Annotated in this window: 13 protein-coding genes and 1 tRNA gene; 10 read left to right on the top strand and 4 right to left on the bottom strand. The window is 71.8% G+C overall.

Translation table 11 applies throughout. The features are described 5' to 3' along the window. Positions 1-67: 67 nt before the first annotated feature. Together KK087_RS01065 and KK087_RS01070 are read right to left on the bottom strand one after the other, a co-directional pair. Positions 68-2,104, bottom strand: a complete 2,037-nt coding sequence (locus tag KK087_RS01065; protein WP_214563918.1) for a vWA domain-containing protein — start codon at positions 2,102-2,104, stop codon at positions 68-70. Next, a complete protein-coding gene (locus tag KK087_RS01070; protein ID WP_214563919.1) occupies positions 2,097-3,482 on the bottom strand; it encodes a MoxR family ATPase in 1,386 nt (461 codons plus the stop codon). Before KK087_RS01070 ends, KK087_RS01065 begins: the two co-directional genes overlap by 8 nt. 205 nt (positions 3,483-3,687) lie before the next feature. On the opposite strand from KK087_RS01070, the gene KK087_RS01075 reads away from it, so the two are divergent. From KK087_RS01075 to KK087_RS01090, 4 genes are all read left to right on the top strand, one after another. Continuing rightward, entirely contained in the window at positions 3,688-5,142 is a 1,455-nt protein-coding gene (locus tag KK087_RS01075) for an MFS transporter (protein ID WP_307859906.1), read from the top strand. A gap of 169 nt (positions 5,143-5,311) precedes the next feature. Beyond that, entirely contained in the window at positions 5,312-5,992 is a 681-nt protein-coding gene (locus KK087_RS01080) for a GntR family transcriptional regulator (RefSeq protein ID WP_214545333.1), read from the top strand. 171 nt (positions 5,993-6,163) lie between these two features. Beyond that, on the top strand, positions 6,164-7,477 hold the full coding sequence (locus KK087_RS01085) for an LCP family protein (protein ID WP_214563920.1): 1,314 nt from the start codon (positions 6,164-6,166) through the stop codon (positions 7,475-7,477). A gap of 520 nt (positions 7,478-7,997) precedes the next feature. Then, a tRNA-Ser gene (locus KK087_RS01090) sits at positions 7,998-8,087 on the top strand. A gap of 66 nt (positions 8,088-8,153) precedes the next feature. Here KK087_RS01090 and KK087_RS01095 read toward each other — a convergent pair. Further along, positions 8,154-9,344 carry an MFS transporter gene (locus KK087_RS01095; protein ID WP_214563921.1) on the bottom strand — a complete coding sequence of 397 codons (1,191 nt, stop codon included), beginning with the start codon at positions 9,342-9,344 and terminating at the stop codon, positions 8,154-8,156. A gap of 127 nt (positions 9,345-9,471) precedes the next feature. Between KK087_RS01095 and KK087_RS01100 the strand changes: the two genes are divergently transcribed. Next, entirely contained in the window at positions 9,472-9,921 is a 450-nt protein-coding gene (locus KK087_RS01100) for a MarR family winged helix-turn-helix transcriptional regulator (protein ID WP_214563922.1), read from the top strand. A gap of 78 nt (positions 9,922-9,999) precedes the next feature. Here the strand turns inward: KK087_RS01100 and KK087_RS01105 are convergent, their stop codons facing one another. Continuing rightward, on the bottom strand, positions 10,000-11,004 hold the full coding sequence (locus tag KK087_RS01105) for a LacI family DNA-binding transcriptional regulator (protein ID WP_214563923.1): 1,005 nt from the start codon (positions 11,002-11,004) through the stop codon (positions 10,000-10,002). Positions 11,005-11,119: 115 nt separating this feature from the next. On the opposite strand from KK087_RS01105, the gene KK087_RS01110 reads away from it, so the two are divergent. The 5 genes from KK087_RS01110 (at position 11,120) to KK087_RS01130 (ending at position 18,238) form a co-directional block, all read left to right on the top strand. Next, a complete protein-coding gene (locus KK087_RS01110; protein ID WP_214563924.1) occupies positions 11,120-12,337 on the top strand; it encodes a Gfo/Idh/MocA family protein in 1,218 nt (405 codons plus the stop codon). Continuing rightward, on the top strand, positions 12,334-13,338 hold the full coding sequence (locus KK087_RS01115; protein ID WP_214563925.1) for a sugar phosphate isomerase/epimerase family protein: 1,005 nt from the start codon (positions 12,334-12,336) through the stop codon (positions 13,336-13,338). The genes KK087_RS01110 and KK087_RS01115 overlap by 4 nt, the downstream gene beginning before the upstream one ends. A 207-nt stretch (positions 13,339-13,545) precedes the next feature. Then, a complete protein-coding gene (locus KK087_RS01120) occupies positions 13,546-14,550 on the top strand; it encodes an AAA family ATPase (RefSeq protein WP_250893375.1) in 1,005 nt (334 codons plus the stop codon). Further along, positions 14,550-15,881 carry a DUF58 domain-containing protein gene (locus KK087_RS01125; RefSeq protein ID WP_214563926.1) on the top strand — a complete coding sequence of 444 codons (1,332 nt, stop codon included), beginning with the start codon at positions 14,550-14,552 and terminating at the stop codon, positions 15,879-15,881. Before KK087_RS01120 ends, KK087_RS01125 begins: the two co-directional genes overlap by 1 nt. A 5-nt stretch (positions 15,882-15,886) precedes the next feature. Beyond that, positions 15,887-18,238 carry a transglutaminase TgpA family protein gene (locus KK087_RS01130; RefSeq protein ID WP_214563927.1) on the top strand — a complete coding sequence of 784 codons (2,352 nt, stop codon included), beginning with the start codon at positions 15,887-15,889 and terminating at the stop codon, positions 18,236-18,238. The last annotated feature ends 173 nt before the right edge of the window (positions 18,239-18,411 follow it).

Here is an 18,411-nt window from a genome sequence, read left to right on the forward strand (position 1 = left end):
ACCCCGTCCACAGCCTGGAGGATCGTGGCGGACCCGCCACGGGCCTCCAGGCCGTCCGTCGCCGGTTTCAGAGCCCCCAGTCGTCGCGGAAGAGTGCGCCGCCGGCCCCGCGACGCGAGCCCAGGTACGAGCCGACCACGGCGACTCCGAGGTCGTCGTTGTCCGGCGCGACGACACTGCCGTCCACCCGCTTCGCCATCGCGTCGATGAACCGGGCGAGCCCCGGGTCCTCGCCGAGCCGGAAGAACGTCGTCTGGGCGCCGAGGCGTCCGGCGTTCTCGAGCTCCCGCACCGTCAGTGCGATCGTGACCGGGTCGGGCGGGTAGTCGAACCAGACTTGCCCGTTCGGCTCGAGGTGCGAGGTCGGTTCCCCGTCGGTGACGATGAGGAGCACCGGCTGCGCCGTCGGGTGCTTCCGGAAGTGCCGGTTCGCGAGCAGCAGGGCGTGGTGCAGGTTCGTGCCCTTGTCCCACATGGCGTCGAGGCCCACGAGCTGTTCGACGTCCATCACCTCGGCCTCGCGACCGAACGCGATGAGCTGCAGGTCGTCGCCGCGGAACCGGGTCGACACCAGGGTGTGCAGCGCCAGGGCCGTGCGCTTCATCGGGACCCAGCGGTCCTCCATCGCCATCGAGAACGAGGTGTCGACGAGCAGCGCGACGCAGGCCTGGGTGCGGGCCTCGGTCTCCTGCACCTCGACGTCCTCGATGCTCAGGTGCACGCCGGCTCCCTGCCGACCGCTGGCCGCCGTCCGGACCACGGCGTTCGTGATCGTGCGCGGGATGTCCCACGGCTCGGTGTCGCCGAACGCCCACTGCCGTGACGCCCCCGAGGGTTCACCGGCGGCACCGGAGCGACGGAGGTCCCGCGCGCCCTGGCGGCCGGACATCCGCTGGGCGACGTCCTTGAGCAGGCTCTTGCCGAGCTGCCGCATCGCCTTCGGGGTGAGCCGGAGCTGCCCGTCGGCACCGCGGCGCATCGCCCCGGAGTTCCGGAGCGCCTGTTCGAGGCGCTGCAGGGTCTTCGCGTCGACCGCCGCCTCGTCGCCGAGCTGCCGGGACAGCGCGTCGAGGTCCAGGTCGTCGAGCTCGGAGCCCGGCCCGGACTGGGCGAGCTGGTCGGCGAGGGCGTCGAGGTCCGCGATGTCCTGGAACACCCCGGTGCCGTCGCCCAGCCCGAGGCCCTGTTCGCCCTCCATGCGCTCGGATCCGCCCCAGTCCTCGCCGGGACGCAGCGCGCGCAGGGTGCCGTCGAGCTGGGACAGCTGCCCCATCAGGTCGGGGGAGCCGAAGGCCTGCTGGGCGAGGGCGTCGAGTTCGTCCCGCTGCTCCTGGGTCATCGAGTTGCGCATGCGCTGCGCCGCGGCCGCTCGGGCTGCCAGGTCGTCGAGCAGCTCGTCGACGTTCGCAGGGTTCGACGGGAAGGCTGTCGTACCGAAGAGCACAGTGCCGTGCTGGTCCATGAAGTCGTCGAACTGCTGCTGGGTGTCCTCGCCGCGGGCGTGCGCGTCGAGCAGGGCGTTGAGGTCCTGCATCATCGCGCTGACGGCGGCCCGGTCCTGGTCGGTGGCACCCTCGAGCGCCTGTTTCATGCCGGCGAAGCGCTGGTCGAGCACCTCGCGGCCGAGCAGGTCCTTGATCTCGTCGTACTTCTGGCGCGCGGTCGGGCTCGTCCAGTCGTAGTCGCCGAGTTCCTGCACCGCGGCGGCGGGGGAGGGTGACAGGCTGTCGAGCTGCAGTTCGGCCAGGGCCCGGTCGCCGTCGTCGAGGTCGATGTTGCGGGCGAGCTCCCCGCGCTCGGCGAGCAGCGCCTGGTCCAGGAGCTCGCGCACCTGCTGCAGGGTGCCGTCGAGGTTGTTCTTGCTCGTCAGCTCGCGGCGGCGCTCGGCCACCCGTCGGGCCAGGTCGTCGAGACCACGCTGCGTCCGGCCTCCGCGCCGCAGGAACTCCCGCATCGCGCGCTCGGGCGACGTGCCGCCCATCACGTCCTGCCCGATGGCGTCGAGCGCCTCGGCCAGGTCGACCGGGGCGGCGAGCGGGTCGGGTCCGTCGGTGTACCGGCCGTACCGGGTGTCGCGCGTCAGGCGCCGGTTCTGCCTAGCCATAGACGGCTTCGCCCCCGCCGGATTCCTTGCTGATGCGCCGGGCCAGGAACAGTCCCTCGAGGGCGAGTTCGATCGCGCCGGCCCGTTCGCCGTCGTTCGTGGCACCCATCCGGTCGCACACCTGGTCGTACAGGTCGGACTCGCCGATCGACGGCAGGCCCTCGAGGAATGTCCGGGCGCTGACCTGCTCGCCCGTGGTCACCATCGTGCCGCCGTCGAGCGCGTCCACGAGCACCGCGAAGTCGAGGCCCGTGAACCGGGAGCGCACGGTCTCGGCGGTCGCGGTGCGGAGCAGGTGCGCGAGGACCTCGTCGGCACGGTCCTCTTCGCCGTTCTCGAACTCGATCTTGCCGCCGAGGACGTCCACCGCGGTCTCGAGGTCGATCGGCCGGGCGACCGCCTCGTCCTCGCCCTGGCGTGCGGCGCGGTGCACGGCGGCGGCGGACACGGTCTCGGCGCCGGCGATCGCGAACCGGGCGCTCACGCCACTGCGCTGGTCGACGGCGCTCGAATCACGCAGTGCCCGGGTGAACCGGGCGAGGATCTCGATCAGGGCATCGGGGACCTCCGCTGTCAGCTGGGCCTCCTGCCGGATGACGGCGATCTCGTCGTCGAGTTCGATCGGGTAGTGCGTGCGGATCTCGGCGCCGAAGCGGTCCTTCAGCGGCGTGATGATCCGGCCGCGGTTCGTGTAGTCCTCGGGGTTCGCACTCGCCACGACGAGCACGTCGAGCGGCAGCCGCAGCACGTAGCCGCGGATCTGGACGTCGCGCTCCTCCATCACGTTGAGCATCGCGACCTGGATGCGTTCGGCCAGGTCGGGCAGCTCGTTGATCGCGACGATGCCACGGTGTCCACGGGGGACGAGCCCGAAGTGGATGGTCTCCGGGTCGCCCAGGCTGCGGCCCTCGGCGACCTTCATCGGGTCGACGTCGCCGATCAGGTCGGCCACGCTCGTGTCCGGCGTCGCGAGCTTCTCGACGTAGCGGTCGTCGCGGTGCCGCCAGCTGATCGGCAGGGCGTCGCCGAGGTCGTCGGCACGCCGGATGCTCGCGGTGGTGATCGGTTCGTACGGGTGCTCGCCGAGCTCGGAGCCCGTGATGACCGGGGTCCACTCGTCGAGCAGCCCCTGCAGGGTGCGGAGCAGGCGGGTCTTGCCCTGGCCGCGCTCGCCGAGCAGGACGACGTCGTGGCCGGCGATCAGGGCGCGTTCGAGCTGGGGGATGACGGTGGTCTCGAAGCCGTGCAGGCCGGGCCACGGATCGGTGCCCTGGCGGAGGGCGGTGAGCAGGTTGTCGCGGATCTCGGCGCGGACCGTCTTCTGGACGTGACCAGAGGTGCGGAGCTCGCCGACCGTGCGGATGTCGGGTCGGGTCACGTTCTGGACGTTACGCCGTTGCGGTCTGGAGGCACGGTGCCAGCTGGCACCGTGCCTCCAGACCGCTTGTGGGTTTCCACAGCACCCGCGATCATGGAGATCCCGGCGACGGAGCCGGATTCGAAGTAGGGGGATCCGGCTCCGTCCCCGGTTCCTCGTTCCGCATCTGAACCACATCGGCGATCTCGGCGTACGGTCCCCTTTCGTGAGCAGCGCGAACGCAACCATCAAGAGCCTGGTGCCCGCCAGGATGGACCGCTTGCCGTGGACCCGGTTCCACTGGAGCGTCGTCGTCGGACTCGGCATCTCGTGGATCCTCGACGGTCTGGAGATCCAGATCGTGTCGAACGCGGGGTTCCAGGCCGACCTGAACCTGTCGACACAGCAGGTGACGTCGCTGGGCACCATCTACCTGGTCGGCCAGGTCGTCGGTGCACTCGTGTTCGGACGGATGTCCGACCGGTTGGGCCGCCGCAAGCTGTTCATCCTGACGTTGGCGATCTACCTGATCGGTTCGGGCATCGCGGGCCTCGCCCAGGACTTCTGGTTCCTGGCGGCCTTCCGGTTCGTCGCGGGACTCGGCATCGGCGGCGAGTACGCCGCGATCAACTCGGCGATCGACGAGCTCATCCCGGCGAAGTACCGCGGGCACGTCGACATCGCCATCAACGGCACGTACTGGGGCGGTGCCGCACTCGGCGCGTTCGCGAACATCTACCTGCTCGACACGTCCTACTTCGCCGAGGACGTCGGCTGGCGCATCGGGTTCTTCCTCGGCCCAGTGCTCGGCATCGCGATCATCTTCCTGCGACGGCACATCCCGGAGAGTCCGCGGTGGTTGATGACGCACGGGCGCGAGGAGGAGGCCGAGGCCACCGTCGCCCGCATCGAGGAGTCGGTGGAGCAGACCACCGGGACGAAGCTGCCGGACGTCGACCCGTCGAAGGCGATGACGGTCACGCCGAGCGATCGCGTCGGCTTCCTGACCATCGCGCGCGTGCTGCTGAAGCAGTACCCGACCCGCACGCTCGTCGGCGCGACGATGATGATCACGCAGGCGTTCCTGTACAACGCGATCTTCTTCACCTACGCCCTGGTGCTCACGAACTTCTTCGGCCTGAAGACGGCGGAGACGGCGGTCTACTTCTTCCCGTTCGCGATCGGCAACCTGCTCGGTCCGATCATCCTCGGCCGCTTCTTCGACACCTGGGGGCGCCGGCAGATGATCTTCCTGACGTACCTGGTGTCCGGGCTCGTGCTCGCCACGTCGGCGTTCCTGTTCCGGGCCGACGCGATCTCGGCGACGGTGCAGGTCGCGTTCTGGTGCCTCTCGTTCTTCTTCGCCTCCGCCGGGGCGTCGAGCGCCTACCTGACCGTCAGCGAGATCTTCCCGCTCGAGCTGCGGTCGCAGGCCATCTCGTACTTCTTTGCCCTGGCACAGATCTTCGGTGCGATCGCGCCGGCCATCTACGGCGCCTTCATCGGGGACGGCTCGTCGCGGGAGCCGCTGTTCTGGGGGTACCTGCTCGGATCCGCGGTGATGATCGGCGGCGGCGTGGTGGCGTTGATATTCGGGGTCGACGCCGCACGGAAGGGGTTGGAGGACGTCACCCAACCGCTCTCGGTGCTCACCGGGGACGCGAAGTCGGACCGGGAGTGAGGCACGCGGCGGCGGCCTGACATTCTGTATTCAGAGTGTTTAGCGCCGCCGTCGCAGCGCTGTCACTGTTCCTCCATGGCACTCCTCCACAGCGCGACACCGGCGACCACGATCCACGGCGGCGACCGTCCCCGCCTCGGGGGCACCGCCCGTGCGTGACCCTGGGGTGATGGAGCACACCCCCATGCGCGCCGGGGCCGGCGACCTCGACCCCCACGGCCTACGCCGCAGTCTGCTGCGCGACGCGGTGTTCCTGCGTCTGCTCGACAACGTCCTGCGGGGGGAGTACCGCCGCGGGCAGCGTCTGCGGCTCGACACCCTGGCGTCGGACATGCGGGTGTCGCGCACGCCCGTGCGCGAAGCCCTCGTGACCCTCGAGTCGCTGCAGCTCGTCACGGTCCAGCGGTACGTCGGGGTCGTGATCTCGCACTGGTCGGTCGACCAGATGATCGAGCGCCTGCGGATCGCCCAGGCCCTGCTCGTCGATCCGCCGTCGACCTCTGTCGGGTACCAGGACCGGTTCGACAAGGCGTGGCTGCGCGAGTGCTGGACCGAAGCCGGTGCCTTCGTCGAACTCGGGGCCTGGTACCTGCGCCGCCGCGGGTCGTCGGTCAGCGGCGACTGGTTGCTGTCGCAGCGCATCGTGCTCGACATGTTCTTCACCGACGACGTCGCCCTGGCGAACGGCATCGATGCCGTGGTCGACCGGCGACGACGGGTCGAGATCGTCGAGCGTGCGGTGGACGCTGCCGACCGTGACGCCCTCGACGAGTGTGCCGCCGCACTGCTCGACCTCTCGACCGCGCTGATCGCCCTGCCGGACCGCTTCCGGGTGGTCGTGCCGGCCTGACGCCGGGTCGGCTGCGGATCCGTTCAGGTCCCCGCCGACCGCTGCGGGTCCGCTGGTCTCGGCGCCCCGCGCCCCGCATGCCGAAGTCCTTCGCACTGGATCGTCAGGCAACGTCGTGGCAGCCTTGACCGGTTGCCGTCCCCGGCGTGTCCACCGACGACAGGAGTGCCCGTGAACGACGTCCGCGATCGATCCCACCGCTTGAACCGAGCGGCCGGGATCGCACGGCACGGACGTCTGCGTCGCTCGAGCCCCTTCGCCACCGCCGCCAAGTTGGTCTCCGGCGTCGTCGCGGTGGCGCTCGTGAGCTCGGTCTCGGTGACGGCCATCGCGGCGAAGCAGGTCACGGACGACCTCGGTGACGGCGTCGAGATCCAGGGGCAGCCGGCGCCGAAGGCGAAGGGTGCCAAGCCGCTCAGTGCCTTCAAGGGCGGCTTCAACATGCTCGTCGTCGGCACCGACAACGACCCCGAGCAGAGCGCGGCGTTCGGGGAGCGTGACGCGACCCTCAACGACGTCAACATCCTGCTGCACGTGTCGGCCGACCACACCAACGCGACCGCGGTGAGCATCCCGCGCGACCTCGTCACACCGATCCCGGCGTGCAAGAAGACCGACGGCACGGGCACGGCGCCGGCGATGGCCGCGCAGCCGATCAACACGTCGTTCGGCGAGGGCGGCCTGAACTGCGTCACCCAGACGGTCTCCGGGCTGACCGGGCTCGACATCCAGTACTCGGCCGCGGTGTCGTTCAAGGGCGTCATCGAGATGTCGAACGCGATCGGCGGCGTGCCGGTCTGCGTCGCCCAGCCGATCACCGACTCGTACACCGGACTGAACCTGCCCGCCGGTACCTCGACCTTGCAGGGTGACGAGGCCCTGGCGTTCCTGCGCACCCGGCACGGGGTCGGCGACGGGTCGGACCTCGGCCGGATCTCGAGCCAGCAGGTCTTCCTGTCGTCGCTGCTCCGCACCGTGAAGTCGAACGACACCCTCGGCTCGCCGACCCGCCTGTACAAGCTGGCCCGGGCTGCGGCGTCGAACATGCAGCTGTCCCAGAGCCTGAACGACATCGGCACGATGGTGCAGATGGGTCTGGCGCTGCGGGACCTGCCGTTGGCGCAGGTGAACTTCGTGCAGTACCCGGGCACCACGGGCGGCACCGGTGTCTACGAGGGCAAGGTCGAGCCGACGACGTACCTGGCCGACCGGCTGTTCGCGAAGATCAAGGCCGACCAGTCGTTCTCCCTCGGGGCGGACAGTACGGGCATCGGGTCGGAGACGAACCCGACGCAGCCGACCGCCGCTCCCTCGTCGCCGGCCGCTGTGCCGGAGCCCGCGGATCCTGCGACCCCTGCGGCGCCGTCCGCTGGCACCCCGTCGTCCGCTGCGCCTCGCACGCCGTCCCCAACGCCGGAGACGATCGACGGGCTCGAGGGTCAGTCCGCCGACCAGCAGACCTGCTCCAAGGCGTTCGGGTACTGAGGCGCGGCTGGGCGGTGGGGCTGGCCCGTCGCCCCCCCCTTCCGCGAAAGCGACAGTCTGCCGCCGAACGTTCGCGGCACTCCGTCGCTGTGGCGGCACGGTCGGGCCGGATCGGCGGCGCAGTGTCGCTTTCGCGGGACTGACCGTCGGCGAGTGCACGTGCGCGCGTGCGCGTGCGCCGGAACGTCAGCCGTGCCCCCGCCGGCGAACACAGAAACGGGGGCGCGGTGGTGGGCCGCGCCCCCGGGGGAAGTCGCTCCCCGCCGGGCGCCACGCGATCGGGCGCGCCGGGCCCGCACGGGGAACGACGTCGGGTGCTGTGTCGCGACGACGGGGACGAGCCCCGGAACGTGATTGCCGCGTCCCGACGATGGTATGCAGCGGGGTACGCCCCGACAACCTCAGCGTGTCCCCACTTCGGGGGACCGAGTGCGACGGGTCGTGCCACGCGCGGGTGTGCGTCGGGTCGAGAGTGGCGCGGTCCTCCTGTATGGTGGTCGCAGCGCTCGCGAGAGTGCTTGGAGACGTCGCATAGTCCGGCCGAGTGCACCACCCTGCTAAGGTGGAGTCCCCTTTGAGGGGACCGAGGGTTCAAATCCCTCCGTCTCCGCACGACGATGAACCCCGGTCCGATCGGACCGGGGTTTCGTCGTTTCTGGCACCCGAAGCGCTCGCGTCAGACCGTCGCGATGCTCCCCGTCGTCGTGGTCCGCACCCCCGCGCGACCCCGACGCACCGCGCCCACCGCCACGAGCGTCAGCGCGACTGCCGCCAGGGTGATCCCCGACCCCGCCCAGATCGGCGACGTGTACCCGAGCCCGGCGGCGATGGTCAGGCCACCGATCCAGGCCCCGAGCGCGTTGCCGAGGTTGAACGCGGCGATGTTCGCCCCGCTCGCCAGGGTCGGCGCGTGGTCGGCGTACTGCATCACCCGCGTCTGCAGGGCCGGGACGGTCGCGAACCCGAACGCCCCCATCAGCACGAGGGCGATCACGGTGAGCACCGGCGAGGTCGCGACGAGGGCGAACGCCGCGAGCACCACGGTCAGGACGACGAGCACCACGAGCAACGTGCGGTCGATCGAGCGGGCCGCGAGCTTGCCGCCGGCGAAGTTGCCGACGAACAGCCCGATCCCGAACACGATGAGCAGCCACGGCACCGCCGACGACGGGAACCCGGACACCGAGGTCAGCGTGTACGCGATGTAGGTGAAGGCGCCGAACATCCCGCCGTAGCCGAGCACGGTCATGCCGAGCGACAGCCAGACCTGCCCGGACCGGAAGGCGCTGAGTTCGCGGGCGAGGGACGGGACCTCGGTGGAGCGGACTGCGGGGACGAGGACGAGCACGCCGATCAGGGCGACGACGCCGATGGCCGCGATCGCCCAGAACGTCGCACGCCAGCCAGCGGCCTGGCCGAGGAAGGTGCCGAACGGGACGCCGAGCACGTTCGACGCGGTGAGTCCGGTGAACATCAGCGCGACGGCCGAGGCGCGCTTGGACCGCTCGACCATGTTCGCCGCGACGACCGAGCCGATGCCGAAGAACGCTCCGTGGCACAGGGCTGCGATGACACGGCCGGTCATCATCACGCCGTAGGTCGGGGCGATCGCGGACAGGGTGTTGCCGACGATGAACAGCACGAGCAGCCCGAGCAGGACGGGCTTGCGGGGGAGTCGAGTGGTCGCGGCGGTGAGCCCGAGGGCCCCGACGATGACCGCCAGGGCGTACCCGGTGACGAGCCAGCCGGCGGTGGTCTCGGTGACGCCGTAGTCGGCCGCCACCTCGGGCAGCAGGCCGGTGATGACGAACTCGGTCAGGCCGATGCCGAATCCGCCGAGTGCGAGGGCGATGAGTCCCGCGGGCATGGATGTCCTTCCGTTGTGCAGCTGTGCCGCGTACGCTGGTTGTTGCAGGCGCGGGATATCGATAGTTGCACACGCGGGGTATCCGCGCAAGCAACTGTCGTCGTCTGCACTGACCGAAGGAGCCCCGATGTCCGTCGACGACACCTCCACCGCCGTCCGTGCGCACGGCTGGCGCACCCTGGCGGCACTGCACGGCCTGATCGAGTCGCGACTCGAGCGGGCGCTGCGCGAGGTTGACCTGTCCGTCGTGGAGTTCACGGTGCTCGACGCCCTGCGCCGTCAGGACGGTTTCCACATGCGCATGCAGCAGCTCGCCCGCGCCGCAGCGCTGAGCCCGAGTGCGACCACCCGCCTGGTGAACCGGCTCGAGGAGCGCGCCCTGCTGACCCGCGTCCTGTGCGCCGACGACCGCCGCGGGCTCTACACAGAACTCACGCACGCCGGGCAGGCCCTGCTCGAGCGTGCCACGCCGATCCACGCCGAGGCGCTCGAGGGTGCCCTCGCCGAGGCGCACGAGGTCCCCGAGCTCGCCGACCTGGCCGAGTCCGTCGAGCGGCTCGAGGGCGCGCGCGTCTGACCTCGGGTCACCTCGCACCCGGCCTGGAGGCGCGGCGCACCTCCGCCCCGCCGGTGCCGGCCCCGGGGTGGTCACCACTCAAGCGCGCGGCGGCCCCGTCGTCGACCGCACGACGAGCGTCGGCGGCACGAGCGTCCGGATCGGATCTGCCGGAGCCCCAGCGGGCGCGCCGATCCGCTCGACCAACCGCGCAGCCGCCAGGCGCCCGACCTCGTCGTTGTGCGGGTCGACCGTCGTCAGGCGCAGCAGGGGTGAGGCGGCGAGCGGGGTCTCGTCGTTGCCGATCACCGAGACGTCCTGCGGCACGCGGAGTCCGGCTTCCTGCACGGCGGCGATCGCGCCCATCGCCATGACGTCGTTCGCGGCGAACACCGCGGTCAGGTCGGGGTGCTCACGGAGGGCGAGTCGCATGCCCTCGTAGCCGGTCGTCTCCGAGGTCGGGCCGGAGCCGTAGACCAGCGGCTCGATGCCGGACGCGACCAGCTGCGCGACGGTGGCCTGACGGCGGACGGCCGCCGGGCCTCCCGAGCCGGTGACGTGGGCGATGCGGCGGTGACCCAGGCCGATCAGGTGATCCGCTGCCAACCGCCCGCCGGCGGCTTCGTCGGAGGCGACCACGTCGAGTCCACCGGGGACGTCCTCGCGCGCGCCGGCGATCACGACCGGGGTGTCCGCGGGGACGACGACGTCGGGGAAGCCCTCGGCGGCGAGGACCACGCCGTCGACCCGCAGGGAGACCAGGTCGTCGAAGGGGGAGGAGTCGAGGTGGGCGTTGGCGCGGGTGTCGGCGAGGGTGAGGCGGAGGCCGTGTAGGGCGAGGGCCTCGCGGATGCCGTCGAGCATCGGCACGTACCAGGGGTTCCGGAAGTCGTCGACGATGACCCCGATGGTGCGGGTCCGGGTGCCGGCGAGGATGGCGGCGGCGCGGTTCGGGCGGTAACCGAGCTCGTCGACGGCGGCGAGCACCGCCGATCGGCGAGCGGGGGAGACCCCCGGGTCGTCGCGCAGCACCATCGACACCAGGGACTTCGACACGCCTGCACGTGCGGCGACGTCGATGATCGTCGGCGGTCGAGGGGTCACGCTGAGCCTTTCCGGCACGGTGCTTGACAGGACATGGGCTCGTGCGGCTACAGTCTACCGACACGTTCTGGAACGTTCCAGAGCGGATCCCAGCGAGCTTCTCGAAGGAGAGAACATGAGCGACAGCATCGGCGTCGCCGTCATCGGAGCGGGCATGGCGGGCAAGGCCCACATGGCTGCGTGGCGGAACGCACCCTCCCTCTTCGCCCCGACGCTGCCGCCCGTCCGGCTCGTGTCGGTCGGCGACGTGTACGAGCCGCTGGCAGCAGAGGCCGCACGGCGCTTCGGCTACGAGCGGCACGACACCGACTGGCGGGCCATCGCGGCAGCGGACGACATCGACGTGGTGAGCGTCGTCGTCGCGAACACCCTGCACCGCGAGATCGTCGAGGGGCTGCTCGCCGCCGGCAAGCACGTGCTGTGCGAGAAGCCGCTGTCCGATTCGCTCGACGACGCCCGGGCGATGGCGTCCGCGGCCGCCGAGGCCGAGCAGCGCGGGGTCCTCGGCCGCATCGGGTTCACCTACCGCCGGGCTCCCGGGCTCGCCGCCATCCGGGAGCTCGTCGAGGACGGCACGCTCGGCCGGGTCCTGCACGTCTCCGGCCGGTACTGGACCGACTACGGCGCCTCGCCCGACGTCCCGTTCTCGTGGCGCTTCGCCGGGGAGCCGGGGTCCGGAGCGCTCGCCGACGTCGGCTCGCACATGTCCTACGTCGCCGAGTTCCTGGCCGGTCCGGTCCGGAGCGTCAGCGGTGGGACGTTCACCACGTCGATCACCGAGCGCCCGGTCGCCGCGGGGCATGCGCTCCGCGGGCAGGCCGTCCCGCTCACCGGTGAGACCGCGACGGTCGGCAACGACGACTACGCCACCTTCAGTGCACGGTTCGGTGACGGCACGGTCGTCGGGTCGCTCGAGGCCTCCCGCGTCGCGGCCGGGCACCCGAACGGCCTCGTCATCGAGGTGTTCTGCGAGCGGGGAGCCGCCCGCTGGGACCAGGAGCGTGCCTCCGAGATCGGCCTCGCGCTGCGGTCCGACGGCTCGCGGCTCGGTGGGTACCGCCAGGTCGTGCTCGGCCCCGACCACCCCTACGTCGCCGGAGGGATGGCCATGGACGCCCCGGGGGTGGGCTGGGGGCAGAACCAGATGTTCGAGTACCAGGCGCGGGCGTTCCTCGACGAGGTCGTGGGGCTGTCCGGTGCGGTGCTCGACCCCCTGCCCGCGAACGCCACGTTCGACGACGGCGTGCACAACATGGAGGTCCTCGACGCGGTGGCACGGTCCGCCGCAGCCGGCGGAGCCACACAGACGATCACGGAAGCAGTCAACGCATGAAACTCGGTCTCTACAACGCGATCCTGCACGACCGGCCCCTCGCCGACGCGCTCCGGGTCATCGCGGCCAACGGGCTCACCGGCATCGAGCTGAACACCGGCGGGTTCCTGCCTCCGGTGCACGTGCCCGACATCGACGCGATCCTGCAGGACGACGGGGCGCGTGACGCGTTCCTCGCGCAGTTCGACGGGACCGGCGTCTCGATCGCCGGGCTCAACTGCAACGGCAACCCGCTGCACCCCGACCCGTCGATCGGTCCCGCGCACGCCGAGGACGTCCGGCGCAGCATCCGTCTCGCCGCCCGCCTCGGCCAGGACCGCGTCGTCACGATGTCCGGACTGCCCGCGGGAGAGCCGGGCGGGACGCGGCCGAACTGGATCGTGAACGCCTGGAACTCGGCCGCGCTCGACGTCCTCGAGCACCAGTGGAGCGTCGCGGTGCCGTTCTGGCAGGAGATCGACGCCCTGGCCCGGGAACACGGCGTCAAGGTCGCGCTCGAGCTGCACCCGCAGAACCTCGTGTTCAACCCGGCGTCGATCCGAGAGCTCGTCGAGCGCGGCGGGCTGACCAACGTGGGGGTCGAGCTGGACGCCTCGCACCTGTTCTGGCAGCAGATGGACCCGGTGGCGGTTGCCCGCGACCTCGGGCCGCTCGTGTTCCACGCCGCCGCGAAGGACGTCCGGATCAACCCGCACGCCGCCATCAACGGGGTTCTCGACAACTCGTTCCGTCGGTTGTCGCCGGACGAGTCACGGACGAACCTCGGCGGCGACGAGTGGGCGAACGAGTGGCCGAAGCCGTCGGCGTGGGACTTCGTCGCGCTCGGCAAGGGGCACGACGAGGCGTACTGGTCGACGTTCCTCGAGGCCCTGCGGTCCATCGACCCGGACATGTGGGTGAACATCGAGCACGAGGACACCGAGCTCGGTCGCGAAGAAGGGGTCGCGGTCGCCGCGCGCGTGCTGCGCGCCGCGGACGCGGCGTTGCCGCCCCGGCCCTGACGACCGGCACCTGTCCCGGACACTGCCTGGAGGCCCGTGGGCCGTTCCGCGCACCGGTGACGGATCACGTGTGCGTGGGCCGTGCCTCCCGGCCCCACCACTCGCGGATCGGCCACCGATGTGCGGGTGCGGAACGACCAGTCCGTGCACCCGTACCGGGTGCTGTCACCGGCCCGAGGTAGCATGCACGACACCTGTCCTCTGACGATGGAGCCCTGCGTGCCGGAACCGACCGATCCCGCCTTCCCGCTCGAACACGTCCGAGCGGTGGGCGACGACATCGTGGCCTCCGTCGCCACGGTGATCGACGGCAAGGCGGAAGCCATCCGCACGGCGCTGACGGTCATGCTCGCCGAGGGACACCTGCTCGTCGAGGACGTCCCCGGGGTCGGCAAGACCGTGCTCGCCAAGGCGCTCGGCGCCTCGGTCGGCGGGTCGGTGAACCGCATCCAGTTCACCTCGGACATGCTGCCGTCCGACGTGACGGGCGTGAACATCTTCGACCAGTCGTCCAGCACCTTCCGGTTCTCGCCCGGCCCCGTCTTCGCGAACGTCGTTATCGGTGACGAGATCAACCGGACCAGCCCGAAGACCCAGTCGGCCCTGCTCGAGGCGATGGCCGAGTCGCAGGTCACCGTCGACGGCGTGACCCGGCAGCTCGACCGCCCGTTCATGATCGTCGCGACGCAGAACCCGATCGACATGGAGGGCACGTACCCGCTGCCCGAGGCGCAGCGCGACCGCTTCATGGCGCGGATCGCGATGGGGTACCCGAGCGTCGACGCCGAACGGCAGATGCTCGCGAACCGCGGCGGCAGCGACCCGCTGTCGCGCCTGCGCCCCATCGTCGACGTCACCACGCTGCGGGCGATCATCGAGACCGTCGCCGGGGTGCACATCGCCCCCGACGTCGAGGCGTACATCATCGCGATCGTCCGGTCGACACGCACCCACCCCGACCTGGTGCTCGGCGCGAGCCCCCGCGCGACGCTGCACCTGGCCCAGGCCGCCCGCGCGCACGCCGCCCTGCTCGGCCGCCCGTTCGTCACCCCCGACGACGTCGCCACGCTCGCCCCGATCGTGCTCGCGCACCGGCTCGTGCCGGTCGCCCGCGGGCTCGGCGGCACCGGTGAGGACACCGTGCGCGAGATCGTCGTCCGCATCGTCTCGGACACCGCCATCCCGTTCACGGCCACCCCCGTCCGCTCCTGATGGCCGCTCCATCGGCGCCGCGGTCGCTGCGGCGGCGCGTCGGTGCCGCGCGGTCCACGGCGACGCGGTTCGGCCGCCGCGGACTCTCCCTGGCCCGCCGCACCCCGTTCCCGCGTCCGACGATCCGGGGCTGGACGGTCATCGCGATCGGCATCGGCCTGGTCGGCGGCGGCCTGGTCGGCACCACGAGCGTCGCGGTCTCGGCCGGCCTGCTGCTGCTCGTGCTGGTCGTGCTCGGCATCGTGATGGCGTTCGTCGTCGCGACCCCGCTCCGGGGCAGCCGCAGCACCGCGCGCGCGATCGTGCAGGTGGGCGAGGTCTACCGGGAGCGCATCACCCTCGGCAGCACCAGCCTGCCGATCGGGCCGCGGGCGACGCTGCTCGTCCGCGAACAGCTGGAGGACGCCTTCGCCAGCCTGGCCGAGGCGGAGACCTACGCCGAGGTCGGCCCCGGGGTCCCCCCGGCGGTCCTCGACGTCGAGGCGCTCGCGATGCACCGTGGCCGCTCGCTGGTCGGGCCCGTGACGATCCGGGTGGAGGACCCGTTCGGCCTGCTCCGGATCGACCGCCCCGTCGTCGCCGCCGAAGAGGTCGTGGTCGTGCCGGCCTCGGCGCCCCTCGGGGCGATCGACGCCGGTGCGCTCGCCGGTGCCGTCTCCGCCGACGAGGGGCGGGTCGGACAGGGCGGCTCCGCCGACGACAGCGAACTCCGTCCGTACCGACCGGGCGACCCGATCCGCCGGGTGCACTGGGCGCAGAGTGCGCGCCGCGGTGAACTCCACGTCCGCCAGACCACGCAGGCCCAGCCGCCCGAGGCCGTGATCGCGCTCGACGTCCGTCGCGAGTCCTACCAGCGGCTCGGGCGTGAGGACCTCGCCGAGATCTCCGACCTGGGCGGCGACCAGGCCTTCGAGCACGCCGTCGTGGTGGCTGCCAGCGTCGCCCGCGCCCTGGCCGCCCGGACCTCACGCGTCGTGCTGGTGTTCGACGGCCCGGACGGCAGCACCCGGCACGCGGGGGACGTCGGCGGCCTCACCGACGTGCTCGTCGGACTCGCCGACGTGCGCCTGCGGTCGGAGGCGCGCGAGGTCACCGACGTCCTGCCCGAGGTCCGCGGGCGCGACGTGCACGGCATGACCGCCGTCGTCACGGGCAACTGCACCGCCGAGCAGGCCGCCGAACTCATCAGCGCGACGAGTGGCTCGAGCCGCGGGATCCTGGCGACCATCGTGCCGCCGGACCCTGCCGTGCGGGGCATCCTCGACCGCGGCGGCTGGCGGACCCTCGTCGTCCCGGTCGCCGGTGCGACGCCGTCCGGAGCCGCGCGGTGACCGGGGTGAGCGCTCCGGCACGTGGGCGTACCGACGTTCGCGAGATCCTGGACCGCGACGACGACCTGCGTGACGTGCCGAGTGCCTGGGTCGTCGCACTCGCCCCGGTGCCGGTGCTCCTCGCCGCGCTCGCCATCCGCCCGCTCGTGCAGGGCATCGCCTGGTGGGCCTCCGGTGTCGTGGTCGTCGCCGTGCTCGTCGCGGTGATGCTCGCGGTCCGGCGTCAGACGCCCGGTGTCCGTTTCGTCTTCCTCGTCGGGGCGGTCATCGCCTGTTCGTGCGCAGCAGCCCTGGTCAACGACATCCAGCCGCTCGGGTGGCTCGACGCCGACGGAGCGCTGGGGCAGACCCTCGCCGCGATCCGGCTGAACCCGGCGCCGCTGCCGCAGACCGACGCGATCCGGCTCGTCGTCACCGCGTCGATCGGCTGGGTGGCGGCGGTCTCGCTGTTCCTCGCCGCCATCGCGCGGATACCGTCGCTCGCGGCGGCCCCGGCCCTCGTCATCCTGATCGTGCCGGGTGTCATCACCGGGCAGCCCGCCGGCACCCCGCTCGTGATCACCACGGCTGCGGCGTTCCTCGCCCTGCTCTGGCTGTCCGTGCGCCCGGTGCAGCGAGCACTGCCGGCCGCGGTCGTCGGGGCGATCGGGCTCGTCGTGGCCATCGGACTGCCGACGATCGTGCCGCTCAACGCCAGCTGGCTGTCCGGCGTGACCGGTGCGATCCAGTCGCCGATCCAGCCCGGCCGGCCCGGCACCCTGCTCGAGCTCGGCAACGACCTGCGTCGGCCGAGCGAGCTCGAGGTGTTCCGGTACCGGTCGTCGGACGGGCAACCCGAGTACATCAAGCTCGCCGACCTGGACGAGTTCGGCACGGGGGACTGGGTGCCGACCGTGACGAACGCGGCCGAGGCCGACACCGCCGACGAGCAGCAGTGGGCCGAGGGGGTCAACCCGCGCCTGGCGAGCCGCGGTGACGTGACCGTCCGGATCACGGGACTGTCGAGCACCTACCTGCCGGTGCCGTCGGGTGCGGTGTCGATCGAGTCGCAGTCCACCAACCTCGACCTGTCGCAGTGGCGGTGGATGGGGAACTCGAGCACCGTCCGGTCGACCGGTGCCGCGACGGCCCGTGGCGCGATGTACGAGGCCTACGGGGCCTCGACCTTCGCCAACGACTACCTCGACGCGGTCGCCGCCTCCGGGGTCCTCGCCCGCTCCGATGGTCGTGGATTCCGGGAACCGAGGCGGGAGCAGCTGCGCACCGACCTCGCCCTGCCCGACGACCTGCCCGCGAACATCTCGTCCGCCGCCACCCGCGTGGCCGCAGCCGGCACCGACGACTACGGGCGTGCCCGGGCGCTCGAGCAGTGGTTCCGTAGCGACCTGTTCACCTACTCCGAGACCGCTCCGGTAGAGCAGGGCTACGACGGCGACAGCATGGACGTCGTCTCGACCTTCCTGCGGGTCCGCGACGGGTACTGCGTGCACTTCTCGTCCGCCATGGCCGTGATGGCCCGGACCCTCGGCATCCCGTCGCGCATCGCGGTCGGGTACCGCGCGGGATCGCCGCAGCCCGACGGCGAGTACGCGGTGTCGAACCGGCAGCTGCACTCCTGGCCCGAGCTGTACATCCAGGGCGCCGGCTGGGTCGCGTTCGAGCCGACGCCCGACTCCGACGAGGCTGCCCCGTCCGAAGAGCCCTCGGCCTCGCCCACCGCTGCGGCGCCGGAGACCCCGTTGCCGGCGCCGGAGCAGACCACCCCGGCGGAAGAGTCAGCGACGCCGACCCCCTCGGCGTCCCCGGTTCCGGGTGCCACGGGTGCGTCCGGTACCGGCGGCGGAGGTGGCCCCGTCGGGCTGCTGGTGGGGTTGCTGCTCGTGCTCGGCGTCCTCGTCGCCCCGGGCCTCGTGCGGGCCGTTCGCCGTCGGTCGAGACTGTCGGCGATCGCCGCCGGCCGGTCACCCGCCGTGCAGGCCTGGCGTGAGCTGCTCGACGACGTCGCCGACCACGGGTACGCGCCGGGCATCGCCCCGCCGGGAGACGCCGCCGCCGTGGCTCGGACTGCCAGAGCCGTGCTCGGACGACTGCGTCCCGGGTTGCCGGCATCGGTCCTGCCGCACCTGGAGGCCGCGGTCGATGCGGTCGACCGCGAACGATTCGCCGCCGACGGGGTGGCGTCGGTGGACAGCACGGCGTTGGGACGACACGTCCGCGAAGCTCGTGACGCTCTCGACGCCTCGGTGCCAATCCTGCGGGTCGTGCGGTCGCGCCTGCTGCCGCCGAGTCTGCTGCCGTCGTCCGCCTGGTCCCACGACGGACCGAAGCCCCGCCGTCGGGATCGCCGCCCGGCCTGACGCGGGCGCGGTCCGGCGGCTGGTGCATGGTGCGGGGTTCGTCGGGTGGTGCGCGGTTGCTCGCTCGGTGCGGGGCTGTAGGCGTGCACGGGGCGGTCGAGTGGGCACGGGGTCGCGAACCTCGCACGGTGCGGGTTCCGTTGGGCGTCGGCTCGTCGGGTGGTGCACGGTGC

It is taken from the genome of Curtobacterium aurantiacum, assembly GCF_018598555.1.
Classification (GTDB): Bacteria; Actinomycetota; Actinomycetes; order Actinomycetales; family Microbacteriaceae; genus Curtobacterium; species Curtobacterium aurantiacum.

Coding starts and splice junctions, on each gene's coding strand:
- KK087_RS01065 (WP_214563918.1), bottom strand. CDS start 2,104: ATGGCTAGGCAGAACCGGCGCCTGACGCGCGACACCCGGTACGGCCGG.
- KK087_RS01080 (WP_214545333.1), top strand. CDS start 5,312: ATGGAGCACACCCCCATGCGCGCCGGGGCCGGCGACCTCGACCCCCAC.
- KK087_RS01095 (WP_214563921.1), bottom strand. CDS start 9,344: ATGCCCGCGGGACTCATCGCCCTCGCACTCGGCGGATTCGGCATCGGC.
- KK087_RS01100 (WP_214563922.1), top strand. CDS start 9,472: ATGTCCGTCGACGACACCTCCACCGCCGTCCGTGCGCACGGCTGGCGC.
- KK087_RS01110 (WP_214563924.1), top strand. CDS start 11,120: ATGAGCGACAGCATCGGCGTCGCCGTCATCGGAGCGGGCATGGCGGGC.
- KK087_RS01115 (WP_214563925.1), top strand. CDS start 12,334: ATGAAACTCGGTCTCTACAACGCGATCCTGCACGACCGGCCCCTCGCC.
- KK087_RS01120 (WP_250893375.1), top strand. CDS start 13,546: ATGGAGCCCTGCGTGCCGGAACCGACCGATCCCGCCTTCCCGCTCGAA.
- KK087_RS01125 (WP_214563926.1), top strand. CDS start 14,550: ATGGCCGCTCCATCGGCGCCGCGGTCGCTGCGGCGGCGCGTCGGTGCC.